Origin of the sequence: Allobosea sp. LjRoot237 (assembly GCF_964253285.1) — a bacterium.
In the GTDB taxonomy this organism is placed as follows: Bacteria; Pseudomonadota; Alphaproteobacteria; order Rhizobiales; family Beijerinckiaceae; genus Allobosea.
Window position 1 is genome coordinate 1,608,650 of sequence record NZ_CAXUQP020000001.1, and the last position, 25,859, is coordinate 1,634,508.

A 25,859-nucleotide genomic window follows, 5' to 3' on the forward strand; every position below is an offset into this window, starting at 1 on the left:
TCTACCCCCCTCTCTAACTCTCCCCCACAAGGAGGGAGAGGACCTGTGGCGGTTCCCATGCCTTGCCTCATTCGGGAGTCCGACCTGCGATTCGGCGGGAGGCCCGTCATGAGCAAGGCGCCGCGCGCCATCCGGCTCGACCCGCAGGAGGGGTTGTCCGAGGACGCCGTCTTCGGCGGGCGAGGCGATGTCGCTGTTGTGCCCGAGATCGAGCCGATCGAGCCCGAGGCCCTGTCGGCTCCGGTGGTGACACCGCGCCGCCGCTTCAGCTGGGGCAACCTGTTCGTCGCGGCGCTGTCGGGCCTGCTGGCGCTCTCCGTAACGGTCTGGGCCGAGCAGACGATCAGGTGGCTGCTGGCCCTCAATCCGGCCGTTGGAATCGCGGCGCTGGTCTGTGCCGGCGTGGCGGCGCTGGCGCTGCTGGTCATGCTGCTGCGCGTGCTGCGCGATATCCTGCGTGAGCGGCGGGTCGAGGCGCTGCGCGAGCGCGCCGTTGCGGCACTCGCCGAGAGCGACCTCGCTAAGGCGCGCGCCGTCGCTGGTGATCTCGACAAGCTCTATAGCGGCCGGCCGGAAACCGCGAAGGGTAGGGCGGATCTCTCGGCCCACACGCCGCAACTGCTTGCTGCCCGCGACTTGCTCACCGTCGCCGAGCGCAGCCTGCTCGCGCCACTCGATGCGCTCGCGCAGGCGCAGGTGGCACAGGCGGCGCGCCGGGTCTCGCTGGTCACCGCGGTGAGCCCGCGGGCGCTGGTCGATGTCGTCTTCGTGCTCGTCGCCTGTGCCCGGCTGCTGCGGGCGATCGCCACCGTCTATGCCGGCCGCCCGGGCACGCTCGGCTTGCTCCGGCTGGCGCGGCAGGTGCTCGGCCATCTCGTCGTCACCGGCGGCATCGCGGCGGGCGATGCCGTCATCCAGCAGGTGCTCGGCCAGGGACTGGCGGCGCGCCTCTCGGCCAAGCTCGGCGAGGGCGTACTCAACGGTTTGCTCACCGCGCGGATCGGGCTCGCGGCCATCGCGGTTTGCCGTCCGCTGCCCTTCGTCGAGGAGAAGCCGCCGGGGCTGTCGGACGTCGCCGGCGATCTTTCCGGCTGGGGCGGCAAGGACGCCTGAGCCTCCACTGTCATTCCGGGGCGACGCGGAGTGTCGAGCCCGGAATCCAGAGCCGATGCCGGTCCAGGATGGCTCTCAAAAGCCCGCGGCTTCGTGACGAGGTTCATCGGTGCTGGGTTCCGGGCTCAGGCCTTTCGGCCTGCCCCGGAAAGACGCCGGTGCCCGGCAGAATTTGCCGGCGGTGGACGAATCTGCCCGGTCGGAATCGTCGGGAAACCTTTCGAAAACCATCCAAGCTCTTGAAATAATTGGCGCATGGCACTGGCACAGGCCGTGCAAACTGAAGCCTCGGTTCGACATGCCGCCCATGGGGGGCGCTGTCCGGTCGGATGACCAGGGTGAGGTTGCGATGGGTGTTTTCAGTGCGCTGACGACGGCGGTGACGGGCATGCAGGCCCAGTCCTACGCCCTCGAAAATATCTCCGGCAACATCGCGAACTCGCGCACCGCCGGCTTCAAGCGGGTCGATACCAGCTTCTCGGACCTGGTGCCGGATTCGGCGCTGAACCGGCAGATCGCCGGCTCGGTGGCCTCCTATAGCCGCGCCACCAACACGATCCAGGGCGACCTCAACGCCACCCGCATCGACACCAACGCGGCGATCAACGGCGACGGCTTCTTCGTGGTCGACCAGCGCCAGAGCGGCGTCGGCGCTTCGACCCAGTTCGCCAACAGCAATCTCTACACCCGCCGCGGCGATTTCGACTTCGACGCCGACGGCTATCTGGTCAATGGCGCCGGCTACTATCTCAAGGGCCAGAAGATCGATCCCGTCACCGGCCAGGTGATCGGCAGTCAGCCCGATGTGCTGCGCATCACCAAGGATCAGTTCCCGGCCAAGGCGACGACCCAGATCGAATACAGCGCAAACATCCCGGCCTATCCGAAAACCAACAGCGCCGTTTCGACGACTCCAGGCTCCGAGTTGCTGAATGCGGGTACAGGCTTCGGCACGAACCCTGGCGTCACGCCGGGTGGAACCGGCACCGTGGTCGGCACCGACCTGACCACCTTCCTCAATCGCTCGATCCCTGGCGGTTCGGTCACGGTCTACGATACGCTCGGCAAGGCGACCAGCGTCGAATTGCGCTGGGCCAAGATCTCCAATGCCGCGGCAGGCCCGCCGGTGGTGGCCGATACCTGGAACCTGTTCATCGCCGAGAATACCAGCGCGACCGGCGCGACCGTCGCCTATCGCAACGTCAACACCAACGTCACCTTTGATTCGACCGGCAAGATGACGTTTCCGGTCAACGGCAACATCACCATACCGCCCATGACGATCGGCGGAAACGCCATCTCTCCCGCCGCCGCCCCCATCAGCATCGTCACCAACGGCACCAGCCTGACCCAGAACGGCGACACCAGCGGCCAGATCGACGCCCGCAGCATCCGCCAGAACGGCTACACCGCCGGCACGCTCGACCGGGTCTCGATCTCGAACGAGGGCCAGGTGGTCGGCACCTTCAGCAACGGTCAGGTCGTGGCGCTGGCGCAGATCGCGGTCGCCCGCTTCAACGCAGGCAATGCGCTGAAACGCCTCGATGGCGGCGCCTTCGAGGAGACGATCGAGTCAGGCGCTCCGATCGTCGGCCTCGGTACCGCGGCGCTGATCGGCGGCAATGTCGAGCAATCCAACACCGACATCGCCGACGAGTTCTCGAAGATGATCGTCACCCAGCAGGCCTATTCGGCCAACACCAAGGTGATCTCCACGGCGCAGGAGATGCTGCGCGACGTCTTCAACATCATCCGCTGAACGGCTGAACGCAGCCTGGTCCTGACAGCCCAGAAGGGCTGGGCCAAGACGACAGGAGTTGACGATGGGTCTCAGCACTTCGCTCGGCACCGCCATTTCCGGGCTGAACAGCGCGCAGATCGGCATTGGCGTCGTTTCGCAGAACGTCGCCAATGCCGGCACCCCCGGCTATGTCCGGCGCAATGTCTCGAGCGTCGACTCGATCTCCGGCGGCACCGTCGGGGTCAGCAATCCGAACGTCCAGCGGCTGCTCGACCGTATCGTCCAGCACCAGCTCCTGCAGGAGAGCTCGGGCGCGGCCTATACCTCGACCCGAGCCCAGGTCTTCGCCAACCTCGACCAGCTGTATGGTGCGCCCGGCAGCAAGACGGCGCTCGACTCGATGTACAGCAGCTTCACCAGCTCGCTGCAGGCGCTGCAGAACGACCCGTCCTCTTACACCAACCGCACCGCCGTGCTGGATGCGGCGAGTCAACTCGCCAGCCGCCTGCGCGGCTTGTCCGAGGGCGTCCAGCAGCAGCGCAGCCAGGCCGAAGCCGGCATCGGCGCGGGAGTGACCCGCGTCAACGAGCTGCTCGACCAGCTGACCAACGTCAATGCGCGCATCGTCAACGCCCAGCAGACCTCCGGCACGGCGGATCTGCGCGACCAGCGCGATCGGATCGTCTCCGAGCTGTCGCAATATGTCGAGATCCGTACCGACGAGCGCCCGAACGGCTCGCTCAGCATCACCACTGCCTCGGGCACGCAGCTCTTCGACGGCCGGCCGACGGTCAAGTTCGAGTTCGATGCGCGCGCCAATATCGGCCCGCAATCGCAATGGAGCAGCGACCCCGCACAGCGAGGCGTCGGCACGATCGTCGCCCGGGACCTGAACGGCAACGGCTTCGACGCCATCGCCAACAACACCTTCCGCTCCGGTGAGATCGGCGCGCTGGTCGAGCTGCGCGACAAGACGCTGGTGCAGGCCCAGAAGCAGCTCGACGAGATTGCCGCCCAGCTGTCGAGCGCGCTTTCCGACCGGGAGATCGCCGGAACAGCCGTGACGGCGGGCGCCGCCACCGGCTTCGATGTCGACCTCGCCGGGCTACAGTCCGGCAATTCGGTGACGCTCGACTACAAGGTCACGCCCGGCGGGCAGACGCAGCGCTTCACCTTCGTCCGTGTCGAGTCGGCGGCGTCGCTGCCGTTGCCCGCTTCGGCCCAGGGCGATGCCAACAATCGCGTCATCGGCATCGACTTCTCCGGCGGTCCGGCCTCGGTCGCAGCGCAGATGCAGGCGGCTATCGGTCCCGGCTTCACCGTCTCGAACACCGGCTCGGTGCTGCGCATTGTCGATGACGGCGCCGGCGCGACCCGCGACGTCGTCGGCCTGACCGCGCGCCCGACCCAGACCTCGCTGACCGGCGGCACCGGCGAACTGCCCTTCTTCGTCGATGGCCGCAACAACGGCGTCTATACCGGTTCCTATGAGGGCGGGGCTCAGTCGGCGGGCTTTGCCTCGCGCATCACCGTCAATCCGGATCTGATCGCCGATCGCTCGCGTCTGGTCGTCTACAACACCAGCCCGGCAACGCCGCAGGGCGACACGACGCGGCCGAAATTCCTCTATGACCGCCTGACCTCGAGCCAGCGCAGCTTCACCAATGCGACCGGCTTCGACGGCTCGACCGCAACCTCGACCGGCACGGTCTCCAGCCTCGTCCAGCGCGTCGTCGCCGGGCAGGGCCAGGCGAGCGAGCAGGCCAAGCGCCTTGACGAAGGCCAGCAGGTCGCCTTCTCGGCGGTGCAGAGCCGCTTCCTCGAAGACACCAAGGTCAATGTCGACCAGGAAATGTCGACGTTGATCGAACTGCAGAGCGCCTACGCCGCCAACGCACGCGTCATCTCCACCGTCAAGGAGTTGCTCGACGTGCTGCTGAGACTGTGAGGAGATAGGTCATGACCATCACCGCCACCGGCACCGGCGCCTACCGTCTCGCCAAGCCGAACCAGTTCGTCGCGACCCGTTCGCAGTTCGATGACCTGCAGCGCCAGCTCATCACCAAGAAGAAGTCGGAGACCTTTGCCGATCTCGGCATGGATCGCAGTACGAGCCTCGACCTCAACAACAAGCTCTCGACGCTGGATGGTTACCTGACCGGCATCCAGCGCGCCGACGTCAATCTCAAGCTGATGACGACATCGGTCGAGAACTTCACCAAGCTCGTCAACGAGATGAAGAGCGATGCGCGCCCGGGCAGCTACCTGCCGAGCTCGACCGGCCGCTCGGCGCCGCAGGTGCTGGCGGAGGAGAAGTTCAAGCAGGTCCTCGACATGCTGAACACGGATGTGAACGGCCGTTACCTGTTCTCCGGCCGCACCAGCGACGTCGAGCCGGTCGAAGGTTTTTCGCTGATCATGGATGGCGACGCGACCCGCGCTGGGCTGAAGCAGCTCATCGCCGAGCGCAAGCTCGCCGATCTCGGCACCACCGGCATGGGGCGCCTCACCGCGGGCGGGGCGGGCACCTCCGCGACCATTACGGAAGAGGCGGGAGATCCGCCCTACGGCTTCAAGATCGCTGCCGCCTCGACGAACTCGGCCGCCCTGAACACGACCTATACGGCCGGCCCGCCGGCCGATGTCGCGGTCAATGTCGTCGGCACGCCGCTTGTCGGCGAAACCCTGAAGATCAAGCTCGACCTGCCGGATGGCACCCAGGAGGAGATCGTCCTGACCGCGCGCGATTCCGCGACGACGGGCAAGGCGCACGAGACCTTCGCGATCGGCCCCGACAACGCGACGACCGCGGCGAACCTGCGCGCCGCGATCTCGGCGGCGCTGTCGAACGAGGCCAAGACGACCCTGTCGGCCTCGTCCGCGCAGGTGGCGGCAAAGGACTTCTTCAATGGCAGCTCGAGCAATCCGCCTCTGCGGGTGCCGGGCCCGCCCTTCGAGACCGCGACGGCCGCCCCGGCGCCGGGCACGGCGGCCAACACGGTGATCTGGTACAAGGGTGATGACGCCGCCGGTTCGGCGCGCGCGACCGCGAGCGTGCAGGCCGATCAGGGCCAGGTCGTCGCTGCCGGCGCCCGCGCTAACGAGCAGGCTTTCAAGGTCGGGTTGGCGCAGTTCGCGGTGCTGGCGGCCGAGACCTTCCCGGCCACCGACACGACGTCGGGCGATCGCTATGACGCGCTGACGCAGCGGGCAGGCGAGCAGCTGGGCTTCCCGAACGGAACGCAGAAGCCGTCCGAGATCATCGTGGAGCTGGGGTCGGCGCAGACTGCCATGGCCCAGGCCAAGGAACGCCATACCAGCACCAAGAACTATCTGACGACGACGCTGGACGGCGTCGAGAACGTCACGACGGAGGAGGTCGCGGCGCAGATCCTGGCGCTGCAGACCCAGCTGCAGGCGAGTTACCAGACCACCTCGATCCTGTCGAAGCTGTCGCTGACGAATTATCTGCCGTAGAGGTCGTTGGGATTCACCAACTGAAAACGCCGCCCGGAGCAATCCGGGCGGCGTTTTATTTATCGATCGAGGGCTTTCGGCGGGCTTCAGCGGCCTCGCAGGCCTGCGGCGATGTCGCGGTTGATGTCGACCAGCACGGTGAGCGCGGCCGGGCCCGGATTGGCGGCGACGCGGAACGTGTGATTGAAGATGAAGTTTGCGAGACTCAGGATGTTGCGCTTGATGTCGACCGGCAGCGGGTTGTCCTCCGCGATCACGGCCGAGACGAGAAGCGTCCAGAGCTTGCGATTATAAGTCAGGGCCTCGTCGAGCTCGCGCGAGCGGCCGGCCCAGTCATCGACAATGGCCTGTAGGCGGACGCCGGCCTTCAGGAGTAGGGAAGCCTCTAGTTCGCGGGGAGAAGCGGTATTCTGAGCCGACTTGGCCGCCGCGGCATAGGCGTTAAACCCGCTTTGCATTCTCGATGAGCTCCGCCTCGTAAGCGATCAGCTTTTTTGCTGACTTGAGAGCTTTGTAGAGCTCGGAGCTTAAGATGCAGTTATTGATCTCGGAAACATGCGGCAGGGCGCTCGGCGCGGCCTGCAGGAAGTCGCGCACCAGCTGGAAATAGACTTCGTGCTCGCTCGTCGCATCTCCGGTGAGGTACATGAGCTGCACCGCCAGGTAGATCTTCTTCGCTGGACTGTCCGCGGTCGCTGCGGTCAGGATGTCCTTCTCGCGCAGGATCGGCGCTTCGCCTTCGATGAAGAAGCGGGTGCGCTGCTCGTCGTTGCGGATCACCACCGAGCCGATGATGATGCGCTCGTTGGGCTTGAGCTCGACCTTGAGGGCCATGTATGTCCTGCCTTCTGGCGAAGAGTGGGGCGGCAGAGCTTGCGTCAGCCGAAGAGGCGCAGCACGCCCTGGTCGGCCTGCGAGGCCAGCGATAGGGCGGTTTGCGACAGCTGCTGGCGGGTGTTGAGTGCGAGCAGCTTGGCGCCTTCCTCGTTCGAGTCCGCGAGGACGAGATTGTCGGCGCCCGTGGTCAGCGTGTTGACGAGGTTCTTGGTGAAATCCTGGCGGGTCTGCACCACCGAGAGGTTGGAGCCGAGCGTCGAGGAGATCGAGCGCAGCGAGGTCAACGCGCTGGTCAGGGTGTCGGCAGCGGTATTGAGGGCGATGTCGTCCTGGATGTTGAACTGGCCGGTCAAGGGCGTGCCGCTGACGGCCGTCAGCACGCCGAGATTGGCAGCCGACAGCGTTTCGCCCTGCACGTCGAGCTTCGACTGGTTGGCGCCGGTCTTCTCGTTGAAGATGATCGAGAGCTTGTCGCCGTTCAGCAGGTTCTTGCCGTTGAAGCCGGAATCCTTGGCGAGCTTGTCAATCTGGTCGCGCAGGTCGTTGAACTGCTTGATCAGGTTGGAGCGGACAGTCGAGTTGCCGCCGGCCGAGACGATGCCGGCGCCGGCGGTATCGCCGTCGGCAACAGCGAGGCCGATGAGGGCGTTCTGGTTGGTGCCGCTCGAGGCGTTGGTGCGGGCGTTGGCGGCATTGGTGCCGGCACCGACACCGACGCGCAGCGTGCTGGAACCTGCACCCGTGACGTTCAGGCGGCCGGAGTCATCGATCGACGCCGTGGCGATACCCGACTTGTTGATCTCGTTGACGAGGTCGCGGACGGTCGCGGTGGCCGAGAGGTCGACGGTATAGGTCGTGGCGCCGGCCGAAACCGTCAGCGCCAGGTTGGTGTTGGTGGTAGTGTCGATCAGGTGACCGGTATCGGTGGCATTGGCGCGGGCGGCAACGGCGGCCTCGCCGATACGCTTGTCGAGGGCGATATCCTTGCGGCTCTTGCCGCCGGTGTCGGCGACTTCCGTGGCGTTGGCGAGGACGTCAGCTGTACCGACCTTGTTGGGGCGGTTGGCGGCGGCGTCGGCCTGGGCCTGCTTGATCGTCGACTGCAGCGATTGGACGAACTTGGTGATGCCATCGATGCCCTGGGAGGCGGCGGTGATGGTCTGGATGCCGTTGGAGATGCCGTCGAGCAGGCCCTTCAGCTCGTTGGCGCGGTCGTTCAGGCCAAGCGAGGTGAAGAAGTTGACGGGGTTGTCGATGGCGGAATTGACACGCTTGCCGGTGGCGAGGCGGTTCTGGATGACGCCCTGCTCGGCAGTGGTCTGCTGCAGGGTCAAAAGGTTCGCCCTGACGCCGCTCGTGAGAATCGTGTTCGCCATCTTCGGTCCCCTGAAAGCGCGATTCGGCGCTCTTGCGGTTTGGTCTGACCGAATAATGCTTCGTTAAGGCTAACAACTGGTTAATTGGCGACCTTGCTGGCGGCCCTTCGACGGACGAAAGGCGGCGGAGCTCGCGCTCCGCCGCCTTCCATGTCTTCGCCCCACATCCTGTGGGCTGGCCCGCTCCTGCGGGACCGAAGGGATCAGAACAGGCGCAGCACTGCCTGGTCGGCCTGGCTCGAAAGCGTCAGCGCGGTCTGCGAGAGCTGCTGGCGGGTCTGCAGAGCGAGCAGCTTGGCGCCTTCCTCGTTGGTGTCGGCCAGAACCAGGTTGTCAGCGCCCTGGGTCAGGGTGTTGACGAGGTTCTTGGTGAAGTCCTGGCGAGCCTGGACGATCGAGAGGCTGGAGCCCAGCGACGAGGCGGTCGAACGCAGCGAGCCGAGCGCGCTGGTCAGCGCATCGGAGACCGAAGCGAGGTCCGTGTCGCTTTGGATATTGAACGTCCCGGTCACTGCCGTCGCGCTGGTGGCTTCCAGAACGCCGAGGTTGGCGGAGTTCAGGACCGAGCCCTGCACGTCGAGCTTCGACTGGTTGGCACCGGTCTTCTCGTTGAACACGATCGACAGCTTGTCGCCGTTGAGCAGGTTCTTGCCGTTGAAGCTCGTGTCCTTGGCAAGCTCGTTGATCTGCGTGCGCAGGTCGTTGAACTGCTTGATCAGGTTGGAGCGGACGGTCGAATTGCCACCGGCCGAAACGATGCCGGCACCGGCGATGTCGCCGTCGGCAACGGCGAGGCCGATAGCGACGTTCTGGTTGGTGCCGCTGGAGGCGTTGACGCGGGCGAGGGCGGCGCTGGTGCTGGCGCCGACGCCGACGCGGAGCGTATCGGAGCCCGAGCCGGTGACGTTCAGGCGGCCGGAGTCGTCAACCGAGGCGGTGGCGACGCCCGACTTGTTGATCTCGTTGACGAGGTCGCGGACGGTTGCGGTGGCCGAAAGGTCGACGGTGTAGCTCGTGGCACCGGCGGAGACCGTCAGGGCCAGGTTGGTGTTGGTGGTGGTGTCGATCAGGTGACCGGTGTCGGAAGCCGTGGCGCGGGCGGCAACGGCGGCCTCGCCGATACGCTTGTCGAGCGCGATGTCCTTGCGGCTCTTGCCGCCGGTGTCGGTGACTTCCGCGGCGTTGGCGAGGACGTCAGCCGTGCCGACCTTGTTGGGGCGGTTGGCGGCGGCGTCGGCCTGAGCCTGCTTGACCGTCGACTGCAGGGACTCGACCAGCTTGGTGGCGGAGTCGATGCCCTGGGAGGCGGCGGTGATGGTCTGGACGCCGTTGGAGATACCGTCAAGGAGGCCGGTCAGCTGGCCGGCGCGGTCGTTCAGACCAGCGGCGGTGAAGAAGTTGACCGGGTTGTCGACAGCCGAATTGACCTTCTTGCCGGTGGCGAGGCGGTACTGGCCCTGCTGCGAGGCGGAGTTGGTCTGGGAGAGGGAGGTGAGGGCGCTGCGAACGCCGGCAGAGAGAGAGACGGTGGCCATCTTGAGAAACCCTTCTGGTCAGATGCCTTCTGGCGTCGGGGCCATCCTGGCCGCGACCCGTGGACCATCGGGCCCGATCTCGTAACAGCTGGTAAATTCGGCCCCGCGAATTGCTCGCGAATTGGGCAAAGCCGCGGCATGGTTAACCAAATGTCACGGAGGGGCGGAGCGAGTCTGTCTGCAGCTGTTCGCCGTGCGGTCTCGGGGATGGACAAGGAAAAGCCGCCGGCGACGGGGCTCGTCGACGGCGGTTGGAAGAAGAGTCGGTGGCTGAAAGCGCAGGCGATCAGGCGATACGCTCGACCTCGTGCTGCTGGTTGGCGCTCTCGCGGCCGCGCTCGATGATCTCGCGCGAGAGCGCGCGCAGCTTGAGCAGGGTCTCGTCAGGCAGTTGCTCGACGACCTCGCCGGTATCCCTGTTGGTCTTGCGCAGGATGATGCTGCGTGTCTTCGGATCGATCTCGAGGCGCCGGTCGATCACCTCGCGCAGATCCTGCTGGCGGCGCTGCTCGTCGAAGCGGCGCTGCTGCGTCGCCTCATCCTGCGTGCTCTGCTGGCGCTGCGCGTCTGAGCGACGCTCTTCGGCGCGGGCGCGGATATCGAGCTGGACGGGCTCGCCGGCCGTGATCGAGCGGACGGTCTTCTCCGGAGGGAGCTCGACCGGCGTCGCGCCGTTCTGGACGGAAATGTCGGTGCGGATCGTCGCCTGCACGGCGCCGGTCGCGAACGTCCTGGGTGTCGCGCCGAAATCCATTCTGGACTCCTCTCGCAAAGGCGGACTTCTTCCAAGCGTGGGACCATGCAGCAGAGAGTTGAATCTGCCGTTAGGGAAATTGGTAAATTGCGACGCATTTTGCGCTTAATCTGCGCTTTGATAGCGTTAACGGGCCTGAGGTCGAGTCACGCCTCAGGTTAACCATGGTCTTTTTTGTTATCGGTGCGCCCTGATTTGGCTGTGCCGTAGCTGCCTGTGCGGTTCTTCTTGCCTGAGCGAGTCTTACAGGCTCTTCGAAAGCACCAGGGGGCCGGCATTGGGCCGGGCGAAGACTCCGGCGCCGACTGCAGCGGTCGGCCCGTAGCCCGGAGCCTTGTTCTGCCGGTTGGCGTCGGCAGCCAGGTCGCGCATGATCGATTCCGAGATCGCCCGCGCCGTCGCCAGCACGGTCTGGTTGAGATCGATCAGCTCCTGGAAGGCGAGGTGCGCGTTCTTCAGGCGCTTGACCCTGTCCGGCGCGAAGCGGGCGAGCGCAACGGCGTTCAGCTTGATCTGCTCGACACCCTTCATATAGACGCCGGCGAGCTCGGCCTTGCGCGTCTCGCGCTCCATCGCGTCCTTGAGGCGGCCGGCCTTGACCAGGCCGGTCTCCTCGCCGACGACATGGGAGAGGGCGCCGAGCGTCTCCATGACGGCTTCGATCAGCGTCTCGGCCTCGACGGCGTTCGAGACGCGCGGGCGCTCGTCGACGACGCGCAGGCGCTCAACCATTGCCGGCTCCCGCCGGTCCGGTGGCCGACGAGCCCGCCTGGACCTGGATCAGGTCGCGCATGATCTGGTCGGAGAGGCCGACGCCGCCGGCCCGCTGCATCTGCTTGGCATATTCCTGCGTCAGCATGGAGCGCCAGACGTCGCCGCCGACGCCGTTCTCGCCGAGAGGACCTTCGGTCCCGCTCGAATTCATCATGGTCTGGGTGAAGTTCTCGAGGAAGACGGTCTCGAAATCAGCGGCGGTCTTCTTCGCCTTGGAATTCTGCGAGCTCAGCGCGTCGGCGATGCCGCCGGCGAGATTGACGGCGGCGCCGATGGCGAGCTTGGCGGCAGGGGCGGCGAGGATGGCAGTCATTACATCACCTCGATGTCGGCTTGCAGCGCGCCGGCTGCCTTGATGGCTTGCAGGATGGTCAGCAGATCGCGCGGGCCGAGGCCCAGCGCGTTGAGCCCGTCGACGAGTTCGCGCAGGGTCACGCTCTCTCTGACCAGAGCGAGCTTGTTGGTGCCCTCGGTGTCGACCTTGACGTTGCTGCGCGGGACGACGACCGTCCGACCCTGGCCGAACTCGTTCGGCTGGCTGACCTGCGGCTCCTCGGAGATCGTCACCGTCAGGTTGCCCTGGGCGACCGCAACGGTAGAGACGCGCACGTCCTTGCCCATCACGATGATGCCGGAGCGCTCGTCGATGACGACGCGGGCGCCCTGGTCGGGCTCGACCCTGAGCTGCTCGATATCGGTGAGCAGGCGGATCATGTTGCCCTGGAAGCGCGGCGGGATCTGCAGCAGCACCGTCGAGGGGTCGGTCGGCTCGGCCGAGTCACCGCCGATGAAGTCGTTGATCGCGGCGGCAACGCGCCTTGCCGTGGTCAGGTCGGGATTGCGCAGCGACAGGCGCAATGTCTTCAGCTTGTTGAGGGCAAAATCGATCTCGCGCTCGACCAGGCCGCCATTGGCGATGCGCCCGACGGTCGGGACGCCGCGGGTGATCTTGGCGGCCTCGGCCTCGGCCGAGAAGCCGGAGATCGCGACAGGCCCCTGCGAGACGGCATAGACCTCGCCATCGGCGCCGAGCAGCGGGGTGGCGAGCAAGGTGCCGCCCTGCAGCGACTTGGCGTCGCCCAGCGCCGAGACCGTGACGTCGAGCCGCGTGCCCTGGACGGCGAAGGGCGGCAGATTGGCGGTGATCATCACAGCTGCGACGTTCGCCGTGCGCATGCTGGCGCCGCGGGTGTTGACGCCGAGGCGCTCCAGCATCGCGGTCAGCGACTGCTTGGTGAAGGGGGCGTTGTTGAGCGTGTCGCCGGTGCCGTTGAGGCCGACGACGATGCCGTAGCCGAGGATCTGGTTGCTGCGCACGCCCTCGATCGAGGCGAGATCCTTGATGCGCGAGAGTGCGGTTCCCATGCCGCCGCTGCCGGCAAAGGCGGTTCGCGTGGCGCCGGCCTCGGCCGCGCCGCTGCGCGCCGGGCCGTTATTGGTGGGGCTGCCGCCGCGACCAGCGGGGCCCATAGGTCCCGCCGGTGCGAGATCGGCCGCCATGGCCGCGCCGGCCAGCAGCAGCGCTGCAAGCGGCGTCAGCAGATGGCGGAGGCGAAAGAGGCGAGGCATGGCGCACCGGGTGAAACTGATGTCACCGGCCCGTTGCGAGGAACGTGCCAGTTCGGGAGAAAGTGAAAACGCTTTTTAATCAGGATTTTAGAGATGGGTGGCCTGATCGGACCGGGAGCGGTCGCTGGCGCAAAGCTGCCGCCCCGGCAAATCCTGCCGGGTGATTTACCGGTCGTTAACCACGTTGCCGGCACAAGGATATGGGTCAGGCAGCGTCCCTGCAGTGCCTTTTTTGGGCTGACCTTGCGAGAGCGTGATGATCCGCATCGACCAGCGCAGCCCGGTCACGTCGACCAGCCCGACCAGCCGCAGCGGTTCGGCCAGCGGGTCGACTTTCCGCCTGCCGACGCGCGAGAGCACGGCGACGGCACAGGGCACGTCCGTCAGCCACGCCGGCTCGCTCGACGGGCTGCTCGCGGTCCAGGCCGAGGAAGACGGGCAGGAGCGCAAGCGACGTCAGGCTCGCCGGGGTCACGACCTGCTCGACGGACTCGACCAGCTCAAGGCGGCCTTGCTGGCAGGGCGTGTGCAGGTCTCGGAGCTCGAGCGGCTCAAGGCGATGCTGTCGGCGCGGCGCGAGGCGACCGATGATCCGCGCCTCGACGAGGTGCTCGCCCATATCGAACTGCGCGCCGCGGTCGAATTGGCGAAGCTCGGGCGCTGATCGAGGAGGTGTTTCCCTTCTCCCCTTTGGGAGAAGGTGGCGCGAAGCGCAGGATGAGGGGTCGCACTGTCCTGTCCGAATGCTGAGCATGCCATACGCTGACGTTGCAATCGTCGCGCGACCCCTCATCCGTCTCGGCTTCGCAGCTCCCTTCTCCCGCAAGGAGAGAAGGGAGGCGCGCTTCGATCGGCAACCGCCCGTTCGAATGACGGGATCGCTCAGCGGATGAACTGATCGGCGTAGTCGGCCCCGAGCCCGTTGGTCGCGTAATGCGCCCTGCATTTGTCGAGCCGGGTGAAGACGTCGTCATAGCCGAGGCATTTGCCGTCCGGGTCTACATAGATCATCGCGCCATTGACCTGGAACATGGTGATCATCTCCTCGACATCGGGATCGACCACTAGCGTGTGGGTCTCGCCCGGTGCTTCGTAGACATAGGAGCCCTCGGTCGCGACCCAGTCATGTTCGAGATAGCGCCACTTCCCCTTCAGCACATAGCCATGCACCGGCTGGGGATGGCGGTGGCGGGAAAGCACGCCGGCGCGGCGCACGCGCAGCAGGTTCATCCAGTAGCCGCGCGTCACTGAGAGGCACAAGGGACGGAACCAGACATTGTCGTCGACCGGCACCCAGACGCGCTCATCCTCGGGGATGACGTTCGGCACGATCAGTTCAGGCGGAGAATCCTTCGGCTGCGGGTGCCGGTAGGGGGTCCAGCGCTCTTCGGAGCTGACCTGGACGGGAACCGGGCTGACCGTGTTCATCGTTATTCCTCCGGTTGAGTTCCTGATTCAGCTGGCTGGGCGACTGATTCAGGAAACGCGGCCATGCCGCTGGTGTTTCGAAGCTTTTCTGCGTGCGGCTAGACGGCGAGATAGCCGCCGTCGACCGGCAGGACCGCGCCGGTGATGAAGCGGGCGGCGTCAGAGAGCAGGAACAGGACCGCACCGCCGACATCGCTCGGATCGCCCCAGCGGTTCATAGGGGTGCGCGACAGGATCGGTGCGGAGCGCGCCGCATCCTCGACCAATGGCCGGGTCAGTTCCGTTGCGATCCAGCCCGGCGCGACGGCGTTGACGCGGATGCCATCCTGCGCCCAGGCGGCGGCGAGCGACTTGGTCAATTGCCCGACGCCGCCCTTCGAGGCGGAGTAGCCCGGCGCATAGGCCGAGCCGTGGAAGGTCAGCATCGAGGCGGTGTTGACGATCGCGCCCTTGGCGAGGCTGAGCTTCTCCCTGGCTGCGAGGCACATGCGCATCGTGCCGGTGAGGTTGACCTCGATCGTCAGCCGGAAGGCTTCGATTTCGAACTCCTTGCCGCCGCGCTGGATCATACCGGCGCAGTTGACCAAAGCGTCGATGCGCTCGCAGCCGGCGACGATAGCCGCGACCTCGACATCGCTGGTGACATCGAGCCTGGCATGGCGGATCGCGGCATGGGCGGGCGTGGCCGCGACCTCGTCGTCGGTGAGGCCGGTGGCGAGGACCTGGTAGCCGGCCTCCGCGAGCGCGAGCGCCGCGCCGGCGCCGATGCCGCGGGTGCCACCGGTGACGAGGGCGAGGGGGGAGGAAAGTTCGGTCATTGGGCGACCCTAAATCGATCTAATGTGCAGCGAAAAGAGCCATTGCCAACAGGAGTGCTCTGCGTTCGCTGCAGCGAGGGAGGTCGTCAGGCGCTGACCGATTTTACGCCTATGGCGGTGGCCGCCTGCTTCAGGGCATCGAGATGCGGCGGCTCCGGCGATACGGCAAAGACAGAGCTCAATCCGGAGACGGCCAAGGCGCCGATCAGTTGCTTGCGTGCGTCGAAAATCGGCACGCCGACACCGGACAGGCCAACCACAAAATCATCGATGCCGAGTGCCCAGCCCTGTGAACGATTGCGTACCGCCTCTTCGCGCAATACCTCCGGATCGGTGAGGCTCGCCGGGGTGCGCTTCGGCAGGTCGTATTTCAGGGCTTGCTCGCGTTCCTCGTCTGCAATGAAGGCAAGCAGTGCCTTGGGACCGCCTCCACAGTTCAGGGGCGCGCGCGCACCGACGGGAAACCACGTCGCTTCGACCGCTGGCGTCTCCGCCTTGACCCTGGCGAGGCAAAGCGCCTGACCTTCGCTATAGGTCCAGAGAAAGGCGACAGCAGCGGTGCGATTGGCGAGATCGATCAGGTAGGGCTCGGCGATCTCGCGCAGATCACGGCCGATCTCGACGGCTGAAGCAAGCTCGAGCACGCCTATGCCGAGGAAATAGCGGCCGGACAACTCGTCATGCTCGACGAGGCCGGCAAGGCGCAGAGTCTGCAGCAGTCTGCGAGCCGTGCCGCGGTCAAGCTCGGCCGCGCGGGCAAGCTCGATCAAGGTCAGGCGCGGCCGCATCGATGTGAAGCCTCGAAGAAGGGCAATGCCGCGATCGAGCGCGCGGACGATCGGCACGTTCGGCTTCCGCGGGGAGGTCGACCTTCTCTCACCGGAATTCGTCAACGCTCCGCATCCTCCCGAAATCTTGATTGTGTCATCTAGTGAACATTATGTTTGCCAGTTGACACATTCGGAACGATCGCGGTATTTGTCCTTCGGGTCAAGAGCGTTCGGCTTTCTCGCCGATACGCTCGTCTCCGGCGCCGGCCGCAGCTCCCGGCAGATTCCGATGACCATGCGAAAAGCCGCTGTCGCCTCGGCGCGAAGCGCTGTCGCATGCCTGGAGATCATGGGTTGCGGGCCGCCGCAGCGGCTTTCAGCCCGGCCTGCGCCTGACTCGACCGACCGCCGCCGTTTCAGCAAACGAAGGGACGCGATCCATGAGCATGATCACCACGAAGGACGGCACGCAGATCTACTTCAAGGACTGGGGTACGGGGCAGCCGGTCGTGCTCAGCCATGGCTGGCCTCTGAATGCCGACAGCTGGGAAGCGCAGGCACTTTTCCTGGCCAACAGCGGCTATCGCATCATCGCGCATGACCGGCGCGGCCATGGCCGCTCCAGCCAGCCCTGGCACGGCAACGAGATGAACACTTATGCCGATGACCTCGCCGAGCTCGTCAACGCGCTCGACCTGCGTGACGCCGCCTTCTTCGGCTTCTCGACGGGCGGCGGCGAGGTCGCCCGCTATGTCGGCCGGCACGGTACTGGCCGGGTGGCGAAAATCGGCCTGGTCTCGGCGGTGCCGCCGCTGATGCTGAAGACTGAGAGCAATCCAGGAGGCCTGCCGATCGAGGTCTTCGACGGCATCCGCGAAGGCAGCCTCAAGGACCGCTCACAGCTCTACAACGATCTCGCCTCGGGGCCGTTCTTCGGCTTCAATCGGCCAGGTGCCAAGCCGTCCCAGGGCATCATCGATAGCTTCTGGCTCGCCGGCATGCAGGCTGGCCACAAGAATGCCTATGACTGCATTGCCGCCTTCTCGGCGACGGACTTCACCGAGGATATGAAGAGGTTCGACAGGCCGACCCTGATCCTGCACGGCGACGATGATCAGATCGTACCGATCGGGGCATCCGCTCATGCCGGGGTCAAGCTGGTTCCGCATGCCAGGCTCGTCGTCTACCCTGGCGCACCGCACGGCATCACCGACACGCACAAGGAGCAACTCGGCCGGGACATGCTCGAATTTCTCAGAAGCTGAGTGCCGGCTGGGCTGGGCGGCGGACCGTTGCCCAAAAGGCCGGCTTCCCCCTGCGCCTCGAACCCGCTAGGAAGCGCGCGGGCCGGCAGCAGCGCTTATGCTGTTGCCTGCAATCGTTCCAGACTGGCCAGAGCAGGGGTCGTATCACATGAGCAAGATCAAGGTCGCCAACCCGGTCGTCGACATGGACGGCGACGAGATGACCCGCATCATCTGGCAGAAGATCAAGGACACGCTGATCTTCCCCTATCTCGACCTGGAACTCGACTATTACGACCTCTCGGTCGAGAACCGCGACGCGACCGACGACCAGGTCACGATCGATGCCGCCAACGCCACGAAGAAGCACGGCGTTGCGGTCAAGTGCGCCACGATCACGCCCGACGAGGGGCGCGTGAAGGAATTCAATCTCAAGTCGATGTGGAAGTCGCCGAACGGCACGATCCGCAACATCCTCGGCGGCGTGATCTTCCGCGAGCCGATCATCTGCAAGAACGTGCCGCGCCTTGTCCCGGGCTGGACCCAGCCGATCGTCATCGGCCGTCATGCCTATGGCGACCAGTATCGCGCCACCGACTTCAAGTTCCCCGGCAAGGGCACGCTCTCGATCAAATTCGTCGGCGAGGACGGCAACGTCATCGAGAAGGAGGTCTTCAAGGCTCCCGAGGCCGGCGTCGCCATGGCGATGTACAATCTCGACGACTCGATCCGCGACTTCGCGCGGGCTTCGCTGAACTATGGCCTGCTGCGCAAGTATCCGGTCTATCTCTCGACCAAGAACACCATCCTCAAGACCTATGACGGGCGCTTCAAGGACATCTTCCAGGAGATCTACGACGCCGAGTTCAAGGCGGAGTTCGACAAGCTCGGCATCACCTATGAGCATCGCCTGATCGACGACATGGTGGCGTCGGCGATGAAGTGGTCGGGCGGCTATGTCTGGGCCTGCAAGAACTATGATGGCGATGTGCAGTCCGACACGGTGGCGCAGGGCTTCGGCTCGCTCGGCCTGATGACCTCGGTGCTGATGACGCCGGACGGCAAGACCGTCGAGGCCGAGGCCGCCCACGGCACGGTGACCCGTCACTATCGCGAGCACCAGAAGGGCAAGGAGACCTCGACCAATTCGATCGCCTCGATCTTCGCCTGGTCGCGCGGCCTCGCCCACCGCGCCAAGCTCGACAACAATGCCGAGCTCGCCAAGTTCGCCAGCCTGCTGGAGAAGGTCACGGTCGACACCGTCGAGGCCGGCGACATGACCAAGGACCTGGCCCTGCTGGTCGGCCCCGACCAGAAGTTCCTCTCGACCACGGGCTTCCTCGACAAGGTCAGCGACAACCTGCGCAAGGCGATGGCCGCGTAAGCGGTTCGAACCTCGTTGCAAACACAAAGCCCGGCCAGTCTGGCCGGGCTTTTTTCTTACGTGGCAGGTGCCAGATGTCTGGGCTGGCACGTTTCGCTTTGGCTGGAGAGCAGGTCTTCTGCTGTGCGCAAGGAAAGCTGCCGATCCGCGGCGCCTTGTGAGAATGGCGGCCATTCAAGGCGGCCCGCTCGCTGGAGCGGAACGACGGCTGGAATCGCCTAGGCGCTCAGGGCGGGGTAATCGATATAGCCTCGCGCGGCGCCACCGAAGAAGGTGTTGTGGTCTGCCTCGTTCATCGCTGCATCGGCCTTCAGCCGCCCGACGAAGTCCGGATTGGCAAGGATCATCGTGCCATAGGCTTCCAGATCGGCCAATCCCGAAGCCAGGTCGGCGCCGATCTGGTCGCGCGCACGACCCGGCCGGTTGAGGACCAGCGCCTGGTGCCAGAGCTTGCGAATGTCGGCGAGCAACGGTTCGTCGCCCTGGTGCATGATGTGCACGTAAGCGAGCCTGAGCTTGTCGAGTTCGGCGACCAGATGGCGGTAGAGATCCGGCCCCTCGGCGCCTTCGTCGATTCCCCACATGGCCGTGCCCGGGGACAGTCGGATGGCGGTCCGGTCCGCGCCGATTTCCTCGGCGATCGCGGTGGCGACCTCGATAGCGAAGCGGGCGCGATTCTCGATGGAGCCGCCATATCCGTCCGTGCGCGTGTTGGCACTCGGCGCGAAGAACTGCTGGACGAGGTAGGCGTTCGCGCCGTGAATCTCGACGCCGTCGGCACCGGCCTCGATCGCTGAGCGGGCTGCGTGGCGGAAATCGGCGACGGTCTGACGCACTTCTTCGGTCGTCAGCGCGCGCGGCGTGGGAATGTCCTGCATCCCGGTCGCCGTGAACATGCCCGTCCCCGGCGCGATCGCGGACGGTGCAACGCCCTGGCGATGATGCGGCGTGTTGTCGGGATGCGACATGCGCCCGGCATGCATGAGCTGGATGAAGATGCGGCCGCCTTTATCGTGCACGGCGGAGGTGATTTTTCGCCAGCCCGCGACATGTGCGGGCGTGTAGATGCCGGGCGTGGTGAGATAGCCCTGTCCGTCATCCGAGGGCTGGGTGCCTTCGGTGACGATCAGGCCGAGGCCCGCACGCTGGGCATAATACTCGGCAGCCAGTTCCCCTGGCGTGCCGTCGAAGGCAGCGCGGCTGCGGGTCATGGGCGCCATGACCAGCCGGTTGGGAAGTGTGTAGCGGCCAATGCGGACCGGGGTGAACAGTGGATTCATGGGGTTCTCCATTCGTTGGAACCCTTGTTCACCATTCCAGTCACGGGATAAATCTGGCAGAATTGGAATCATCTTTCCATAGATGGAGCAATCAGCTGAGCCATTTGAACGACATGGCACTGTTCGTGGAGGTTGCCAGAGCCAGGAGCTTTCGGAAGGCCGCGGAGGCTCTCGGCATGCCAAACTCGACTCTGTCGCGGCGTGTCAGCGAGCTGGAGAAGGCGATCGGCCTGAGACTGCTGCATCGCACGACGCGCAAGATCGAGCTCACCGAGGCCGGTCAGCTCTACTATGAGCGAAGCAAGCGCATCGTCGACGAGGCACGGCTTGCGCACGAACAGCTCGGCGCGCTGCTCGAGCAGCCGAGCGGTGTCCTGCGGGTTTCGCTTCCGGTCGACTTCGCTATTCTTTACCTCACGCCGATCATCGCCGACTTCGCGCGGCACTATCCCGGCATTTCATTTGAATTCGACCTGACTCCACGCCGTGTCGATCTGGTGGCTGAGCCGTTCGATGTGGCGATCCGCATGGGAAAAATGGACGATTCCAGTTTGATCACGCGCCTTATCGGGCGGCATTCGCGCCACCTCTATGCGTCTCCTGGCTATATCGAAGCGTCGGGCGAGCCCGCGACACCGGCGGACCTGGCGGAGCATGAATGCATCTGCATGCCGCGGAGCCCGAGCTGGGCTTTGCACCAGGGGATGGACAAGGTCGACGTCGGCGTTCGCGGCCGTTTCACGCTCAACAGCGTCGGGATGATCCGCGCCCTGGCGGTCAACCATCAGGGCATCGCCTTGCTTGCCGAGAAAATCGTCGCCGATGACTTGGCCGCTGGCCGGCTCCGACGCATCCTGCCCGAATGGCAGGGGTCGTCGGTCAGCATTCACGCCGTCACAGAAACTCGCCTTATTCCAGCCAAGACCCAGCGCTTCATCGAATTCCTGTCCTCCAGGCTGATGGAAGCCTGAACATGTTGGAGGTTCTCACGGCAGCGCACGGGAACCGGGATTGTGTTGCCGCCGAATGGAGCCTCAAGTCCCGTTGCCCTGCTCCAGCTCGACCTGAAGCCCGCCCCGTCATTGCGAGGAGCGGAGCGACGAAGCAATCCAGAAGTCGTCGAGCGCTGCCTCCCTGGATTGTTTCGCTGCGCTCGCAATGACGGCACAGTCAGACCGGAGAACGCTTCGAGGACTATTCGACCACGACCTCGCGGCGGGCCAGCACGCGCGGGCCGGTGAGGGGGGCGTCCATCACATAGCGCAATTCGTAGGTGCCGGGCTCGGCGGGGGCCTCCAGCGTGCTCTCGACATTCTCGGCCGGAAAGAAATTCGGGCCCTGCCCCTCGGGCGGCGCATCGGGCTTGACCAGGACGACGCGGTCGCGGTCGCCATTCGGGCCGATGCCACGCACCGGCAGGGGATTGCCACGGGCGACGCGGGCAGGGGCGGCGAGCGTCGCGCTCGGCGGCGTCGTCAGAAGCGGCTGGCGCAGCAGGATGACCGGCTTGCCGTCGCTCTCGCCGAGCAGCCGTAATTCGAAGGTGCCGACTTCCCCCGGCGCCGGCAGCGACAGCACCGTCACCTGGCCGAGCGGCGCGGCGACGATCGCGCCCTCCGGCGGGTCGGTTGGCCTGCTGATGGCGAGGCGGGCATTGGCCGGTGCGCGGCTGACGAAAGCGGTCGCCATGGACCCGGCCATCAGCGTCCGGGGGGCCGACAGGCTCGGCCCTTGCGGCGGGCGCTGCGGCCGCGGCTGCTGGGCCAAGGCGGGGACGCCTGCGCACAAGAGCAGGGTGAGGATCGTGCGGCGGGTCGGCATCATGCTGCGGCAAGTCGGTGGAGATGGGCGGCCAGTTCCGGCTGACGCAGCATGAGCAGGCGAAAGTCGGCAGGATCAAGGACGAGGAGCTTGGTCGCGACGGTCGCGCGGGCTGCAATGCCACCTTCGACGGCGGCGATCTCGGTGAGGCTGAGCTCGCCGAAATAGCAGCCTTCGTCGAGGCAGCGGCTGCCATCGGCCGCGACGAGCTCGACCTCGCCGCTGGCGACGAAATAGAGCGAGTGAGCCGGCTCGTGCGGGCGGAGCACGATGCCACCACCACGCACGGTGCGGGCGCGTAGCGCATGCATGATCTCGGCGATCTCGGAGGCGTCGAGGCCGCTGAACAGGGGTACTCGCGCCAGCATGCTCCAGGTCACCACGAATTCGCGGCGGTGGATCTCCTGGGCGAAGGCGGTGGCGATGATGCCGACCGGCAGCGCCAGCATGACGAGCCCCATCACCGCGGTCAGTGAGGCGACGAGCTTGCCGGCGACGCTCACCGGGTAGACGTCGCCATAGCCAACCGTCGTCAGCGTGATGATCGCCCACCACATCGCATCGGGAATGGTGCCGAATTTCTCGGGCTGAACGTCGTGCTCGACGAAGTGCATCGCGGTCGCCGAGAGCAGCATGACGCCGATCAGGATAACGATGCAGGCGAGAAGTGCCTTGCGCTCGGCATGCAGCGCCGCGCCGAGCGAAGCCATGCCGGGCGAATAGCGGCCGAGCTTGAAGAAGCGCAGCAGGCGGAAGAGCAGCAGGATCTTGAGGTCGCCATAGCCGAGCAGGGCGGTGTAGAGCGGCACCGTGGCGAGGAAATCGAGCAGCGCCGGCGGCGACATCGCGTAGGCGCGGCGCGCCGCCCAGTCGCTCAGGTCGCGATAGCGTGCATGTTCGGGCGCAACCCAGAGCCGGACGGCATATTCGAGCGTGAACAGCACGGCCGAGACGAGCTCGATCCAGTAGAACGCCCGGCCATAGGCGGCGGCGAGGCTCGGCACCGATTCCAGCACCAGCGCGGCGACATTGATGATGATCAGGGCGACCAGCCCGCCATGGACGAGCCTGACCGAGAGATCGTCGCCGGCGCCGCGGTCGATGACCAGATGCGCCCGCCGCCGCCAGCTCATGCCAGGCTGCGGGACAGGCGCCATGATCGCCTCAGCCCATCGCGTCGGCGACGGCGTCAAGCGCGGCCTGCGCCTGGGCGCCGTCCGGCCCGCCGGCCTGGGCCATGTCGCGGCGGCCGCCGCCGCCCTTGCCGCCGAGGCGCTCGGAGGCGGCGCGCACCAAAGCGACCGCGTCGAAGCGCTCGGTCAGGTCCGGCGTGACGCCGACGACGACGCCGGCCTTGCCGTCCTCGGCAACGCCGACGATGGCGACGACGCCGGAGCCGACGCGGGCCTTTGCCTCATCGACCAGGCTCTTCAGATCCTTCATCTCGACACCGGTGACGGCGCGCGCCAGCAGCCGGGCGCCGGCAACCTCGCGGATCGGATCGCTCGCTTCGCCGCCACCGCCCATGGCGAGCTTCTTGCGCGCTTCGCTGAGCTCCCGCTCGAGCTTGCGGCGCTCCTCGACCAGCGTCGCAACGCGCGCCGGCAGCTCGGCGATCGAGGCCTTCAGCAGCCCGGCCATCTCGTCGAGCGCGACGCTCTCCTCGCGCAGATGACGGCGCGCCGCCTCGCCGGTCAGCGCCTCGAGTCGGCGCACACCGGCTGCAACGCCGGACTCCGACAGGATGGTGACGAGACCGATGTCACCCGTCCGGCTGGCATGGGTGCCGCCGCAAAGCTCGACCGAGAAGGTTTTCGGCGTGTCGGCATCGCGATCCGTGCCCATCGACACCACGCGGACCTCGTCGCCATATTTCTCGCCGAACAGCGCCCGCGCGCCGGAGGCGATCGCGTCATCGACCGACATCAGCTTGGTGACGACGGGCTCGTTCTGCAGCACCAGCCGGTTCGCCATCTCCTCGACCCGCGCCAGCTCCTCGCGGCTGATCGGCTTGGGATGGCTGAAGTCGAAGCGCAGGCGCTCGGGTGCTACCTGCGAACCCTTCTGCGCGACATGGTCGCCCAGCACGCGCCGCAGCGCCTCGTGCAGCAGATGGGTGGCCGAATGGTTGGCCCGGATGGTGCCGCGACGGCCGTGGTCGACCGTCAGCTCGGCCGGCTTGCCGAGGCCGATCTCGCCGGAGACGACCTTGACCTGATGGGCGAAGACGTCACCGAGCTTCTTCTGGACGTCGGTCACCTCAGCCTTGAAGCCGTTGCCGACAAGCGTGCCAGTATCGCCGACCTGGCCGCCGGACTCACCATAGAACGGCGTCTGATTGAGGATGACGATGCCGCTCTCGCCTTCCTTCAGCGTCGTGACCTCGGCGTTGTCCTTGACCAAAGCGGTGACCACGCCCTCGGCGCTCTCGGTATCGTAGCCGAGGAATTCGGTCGCGCCGACGCGCTCGCGCAGCGGAAACCAGAGCTTCTCGGTCGCGGCCTCGCCGGTGCCGGCCCAGGCAGCGCGCGCCTTGGCCTTCTGCTGCGCCATCGCCGCGTCGAAGCCCTCTATGTCGACGCCGACACCACGGGCGCGCAGCGCATCCTGCGTCAGGTCGAGCGGGAAGCCATAGGTGTCGTAGAGGGTGAAGGCGACGTCGCCCTTGAGCTTGTCGCCGGAACCCAGCGCCTGCGTTTCCTGATCGAGGATGGACAGGCCGCGCGCCAGCGTGGTGCGGAAGCGGCTCTCCTCGAGCTTCAGCGTCTCGCCGATCAGCGCCTCGGCCCGGATCAGCTCCGGATAGGCCTGGCCCATCTCGCGAACCAGCGCCGGTACCAGCTGGTGCATCAGCGGATCCTTGGCGCCGAGCAGCTGCGCATGGCGCATGCCGCGGCGCATGATCCGGCGCAGTACATAGCCGCGGCCCTCATTCGAGGGCAGCACGCCGTCGGCGATCAGGAAGGCGGAGCAGCGCAGATGGTCGGCGATGACGCGGTGGCTCGCGCTCATCGGCCCTTCGGAGGGGACATTGGTCAGATCGGCGATGGTGCGGATCAGTGTCGCGAACAGGTCGATCGCATAGTTGTCATGCGTGCCCTGGAGCACGGCGGCGACGCGCTCCAGCCCCATGCCGGTGTCGATCGAAGGGCGGGGCAGATCGGTCCTGATGCCGCCAGCCGCTTCCTCGTACTGCATGAAGACGAGGTTCCAGATCTCGATGAAGCGGTCGCCATCCTCGTCGGGCGAGCCCGGGGGGCCACCGGGGATATGGTCGCCATGGTCGTAGAATATCTCGGAACACGGGCCGCAGGGGCCGGTGTCGCCCATGCGCCAGAAATTATCCGAGGTCGAGATGCGGATGATGCGGGAGTCCGGCAGGCCGGCGATCTTCTTCCAGAGCGCGTGCGCATCATCGTCCTCGGAGTAGACCGTGACGGTCAGCTTCTCCTTGGGCAGGCCGAACTCGCGCGTGACCAGGGTCCAGGCATGGGTGATCGCCTGTTCCTTGAAATAGTCGCCGAACGAGAAGTTCCCCAGCATCTCGAAGAAGGTGTGATGGCGGGCGGTGTAGCCGACATTGTCGAGGTCGTTGTGCTTGCCGCCGGCGCGCACGCATTTCTGCGCGGTGGTGGCACGTGCATAGGGCCGCTTCTCCTGGCCGGTGAAGACGTTCTTGAACTGCACCATGCCGGAATTGGCGAACATCAAGGTCGGGTCGTTGCGCGGCACGAGCGGGCTCGACGGCACCACCTCGTGGCCGTTCTTCTTGAAGTAATCGAGGAAGGTCGACCTGATCTCGTTGACGCCGCTCATCGCAATCTTGGCTCTGTTCATGGTGGGGCCGGCCGGCCCGGCGCAGTGGTTCTAGTCAGCGCATGTGCGCCTGTCCAGAAAGCGCCGCAAGGACGCAGTACCGGCAAGAAGCTGACCGCAAA

At 66.0% G+C, this 25,859-nt stretch carries 23 protein-coding genes; 8 read left to right on the plus strand and 15 right to left on the minus strand.

Annotation, left to right across the window (positions count from 1 at the left end; all coding sequences use genetic code 11):
* The first annotated feature begins 108 nt into the window (after nucleotides 1–108).
* The 4 genes from ACSQ24_RS07795 (at nucleotide 109) to ACSQ24_RS07810 (ending at nucleotide 6,331) form a co-directional block, all read left to right on the plus strand.
* Entirely contained in the window at nucleotides 109–1,113 is a 1,005-nt protein-coding gene (locus tag ACSQ24_RS07795) for a YcjF family protein (protein ID WP_436094138.1), read from the plus strand.
* Nucleotides 1,114–1,462: 349 nt separating this feature from the next.
* Nucleotides 1,463–2,872 carry a flagellar hook protein FlgE gene (locus ACSQ24_RS07800; protein ID WP_436094139.1) on the plus strand — a complete coding sequence of 470 codons (1,410 nt, stop codon included), beginning with the start codon at nucleotides 1,463–1,465 and terminating at the stop codon, nucleotides 2,870–2,872.
* Between the two features lie 64 nt (nucleotides 2,873–2,936).
* Nucleotides 2,937–4,802: a flagellar hook-associated protein FlgK gene (gene flgK, locus ACSQ24_RS07805; protein ID WP_436094140.1), complete on the plus strand. Its 1,866-nt coding sequence runs from the start codon at nucleotides 2,937–2,939 to the stop codon at nucleotides 4,800–4,802.
* 11 nt (nucleotides 4,803–4,813) lie between these two features.
* The gene (locus ACSQ24_RS07810) at nucleotides 4,814–6,331 is read left to right on the plus strand and encodes a flagellar biosynthesis protein FlgL (protein ID WP_436094141.1); all 1,518 of its coding nucleotides are present in this window, start codon (nucleotides 4,814–4,816) and stop codon (nucleotides 6,329–6,331) included.
* Between the two features lie 86 nt (nucleotides 6,332–6,417).
* Here the strand turns inward: ACSQ24_RS07810 and flaF are convergent, their stop codons facing one another.
* From flaF to ACSQ24_RS07850, 8 genes are all read right to left on the minus strand, one after another.
* Complete coding sequence (gene flaF, locus ACSQ24_RS07815) at nucleotides 6,418–6,789, minus strand: flagellar biosynthesis regulator FlaF (protein WP_436094142.1); 372 nt, start codon at nucleotides 6,787–6,789, stop codon at nucleotides 6,418–6,420.
* Nucleotides 6,773–7,165: a flagellar biosynthesis repressor FlbT gene (flbT, locus tag ACSQ24_RS07820; protein WP_436094143.1), complete on the minus strand. Its 393-nt coding sequence runs from the start codon at nucleotides 7,163–7,165 to the stop codon at nucleotides 6,773–6,775. The genes flaF and flbT overlap by 17 nt, the downstream gene beginning before the upstream one ends.
* A 44-nt stretch (nucleotides 7,166–7,209) precedes the next feature.
* A complete protein-coding gene (locus ACSQ24_RS07825) occupies nucleotides 7,210–8,544 on the minus strand; it encodes a flagellin (protein ID WP_436094144.1) in 1,335 nt (444 codons plus the stop codon).
* A 203-nt stretch (nucleotides 8,545–8,747) separates the two neighbouring features.
* A complete protein-coding gene (locus ACSQ24_RS07830; RefSeq protein WP_436094145.1) occupies nucleotides 8,748–10,079 on the minus strand; it encodes a flagellin in 1,332 nt (443 codons plus the stop codon).
* Nucleotides 10,080–10,365: 286 nt separating this feature from the next.
* On the minus strand, nucleotides 10,366–10,833 hold the full coding sequence (locus ACSQ24_RS07835) for a hypothetical protein (protein WP_436094146.1): 468 nt from the start codon (nucleotides 10,831–10,833) through the stop codon (nucleotides 10,366–10,368).
* Between the two features lie 243 nt (nucleotides 10,834–11,076).
* Nucleotides 11,077–11,565, minus strand: a complete 489-nt coding sequence (locus tag ACSQ24_RS07840) for a hypothetical protein (RefSeq protein ID WP_436094147.1) — start codon at nucleotides 11,563–11,565, stop codon at nucleotides 11,077–11,079.
* Nucleotides 11,558–11,920 (minus strand): rod-binding protein, encoded by a 363-nt coding sequence (locus ACSQ24_RS07845; RefSeq protein ID WP_436094148.1) that lies wholly within the window; start codon nucleotides 11,918–11,920, stop codon nucleotides 11,558–11,560. Before ACSQ24_RS07845 ends, ACSQ24_RS07840 begins: the two co-directional genes overlap by 8 nt.
* Nucleotides 11,920–13,176 carry a flagellar basal body P-ring protein FlgI gene (locus ACSQ24_RS07850; protein ID WP_436094149.1) on the minus strand — a complete coding sequence of 419 codons (1,257 nt, stop codon included), beginning with the start codon at nucleotides 13,174–13,176 and terminating at the stop codon, nucleotides 11,920–11,922. The genes ACSQ24_RS07845 and ACSQ24_RS07850 overlap by 1 nt, the downstream gene beginning before the upstream one ends.
* A gap of 256 nt (nucleotides 13,177–13,432) precedes the next feature.
* On the opposite strand from ACSQ24_RS07850, the gene ACSQ24_RS07855 reads away from it, so the two are divergent.
* Entirely contained in the window at nucleotides 13,433–13,840 is a 408-nt protein-coding gene (locus tag ACSQ24_RS07855) for a flagellar assembly protein FliX (RefSeq protein WP_436094150.1), read from the plus strand.
* A 218-nt stretch (nucleotides 13,841–14,058) separates the two neighbouring features.
* Here ACSQ24_RS07855 and ACSQ24_RS07860 read toward each other — a convergent pair whose 3' ends face one another.
* From ACSQ24_RS07860 to ACSQ24_RS07870, 3 genes are all read right to left on the minus strand, one after another.
* On the minus strand, nucleotides 14,059–14,604 hold the full coding sequence (locus tag ACSQ24_RS07860) for a 2,4'-dihydroxyacetophenone dioxygenase family protein (RefSeq protein WP_129154823.1): 546 nt from the start codon (nucleotides 14,602–14,604) through the stop codon (nucleotides 14,059–14,061).
* Between the two features lie 98 nt (nucleotides 14,605–14,702).
* Nucleotides 14,703–15,422, minus strand: coding sequence for an SDR family NAD(P)-dependent oxidoreductase (locus ACSQ24_RS07865; RefSeq protein ID WP_436094151.1), 720 nt, complete (start codon nucleotides 15,420–15,422; stop codon nucleotides 14,703–14,705).
* Nucleotides 15,423–15,508: 86 nt separating this feature from the next.
* Nucleotides 15,509–16,267, minus strand: coding sequence for an IclR family transcriptional regulator (locus ACSQ24_RS07870; protein WP_436094152.1), 759 nt, complete (start codon nucleotides 16,265–16,267; stop codon nucleotides 15,509–15,511).
* Between the two features lie 233 nt (nucleotides 16,268–16,500).
* Here ACSQ24_RS07870 and ACSQ24_RS07875 point away from each other — a divergent pair, with 233 nt between their 5' ends.
* On the plus strand, nucleotides 16,501–17,457 hold the full coding sequence (locus tag ACSQ24_RS07875) for an alpha/beta fold hydrolase (RefSeq protein WP_436097843.1): 957 nt from the start codon (nucleotides 16,501–16,503) through the stop codon (nucleotides 17,455–17,457).
* 148 nt (nucleotides 17,458–17,605) lie between these two features.
* On the plus strand, nucleotides 17,606–18,820 hold the full coding sequence (locus ACSQ24_RS07880) for an NADP-dependent isocitrate dehydrogenase (RefSeq protein ID WP_436094153.1): 1,215 nt from the start codon (nucleotides 17,606–17,608) through the stop codon (nucleotides 18,818–18,820).
* 218 nt (nucleotides 18,821–19,038) lie between these two features.
* Here ACSQ24_RS07880 and ACSQ24_RS07885 read toward each other — a convergent pair whose 3' ends face one another.
* Nucleotides 19,039–20,112 (minus strand): alkene reductase, encoded by a 1,074-nt coding sequence (locus tag ACSQ24_RS07885; RefSeq protein ID WP_436094154.1) that lies wholly within the window; start codon nucleotides 20,110–20,112, stop codon nucleotides 19,039–19,041.
* 83 nt (nucleotides 20,113–20,195) lie between these two features.
* Between ACSQ24_RS07885 and ACSQ24_RS07890 the strand changes: the two genes are divergently transcribed.
* Nucleotides 20,196–21,071: a LysR substrate-binding domain-containing protein gene (locus tag ACSQ24_RS07890; protein ID WP_436097844.1), complete on the plus strand. Its 876-nt coding sequence runs from the start codon at nucleotides 20,196–20,198 to the stop codon at nucleotides 21,069–21,071.
* A 223-nt stretch (nucleotides 21,072–21,294) separates the two neighbouring features.
* On the opposite strand, the gene ACSQ24_RS07895 is transcribed toward ACSQ24_RS07890, so the two are convergent.
* From ACSQ24_RS07895 to alaS, 3 genes are all read right to left on the minus strand, one after another.
* Nucleotides 21,295–21,789, minus strand: a complete 495-nt coding sequence (locus ACSQ24_RS07895) for a hypothetical protein (protein ID WP_436094155.1) — start codon at nucleotides 21,787–21,789, stop codon at nucleotides 21,295–21,297.
* 131 nt (nucleotides 21,790–21,920) lie between these two features.
* Nucleotides 21,921–23,078, minus strand: a complete 1,158-nt coding sequence (locus ACSQ24_RS07900) for a cyclic nucleotide-gated ion channel (RefSeq protein WP_436094156.1) — start codon at nucleotides 23,076–23,078, stop codon at nucleotides 21,921–21,923.
* Between the two features lie 7 nt (nucleotides 23,079–23,085).
* Complete coding sequence (gene alaS, locus ACSQ24_RS07905) at nucleotides 23,086–25,737, minus strand: alanine--tRNA ligase (RefSeq protein WP_436097845.1); 2,652 nt, start codon at nucleotides 25,735–25,737, stop codon at nucleotides 23,086–23,088.
* Nucleotides 25,738–25,859: the final 122 nt, after the last annotated feature.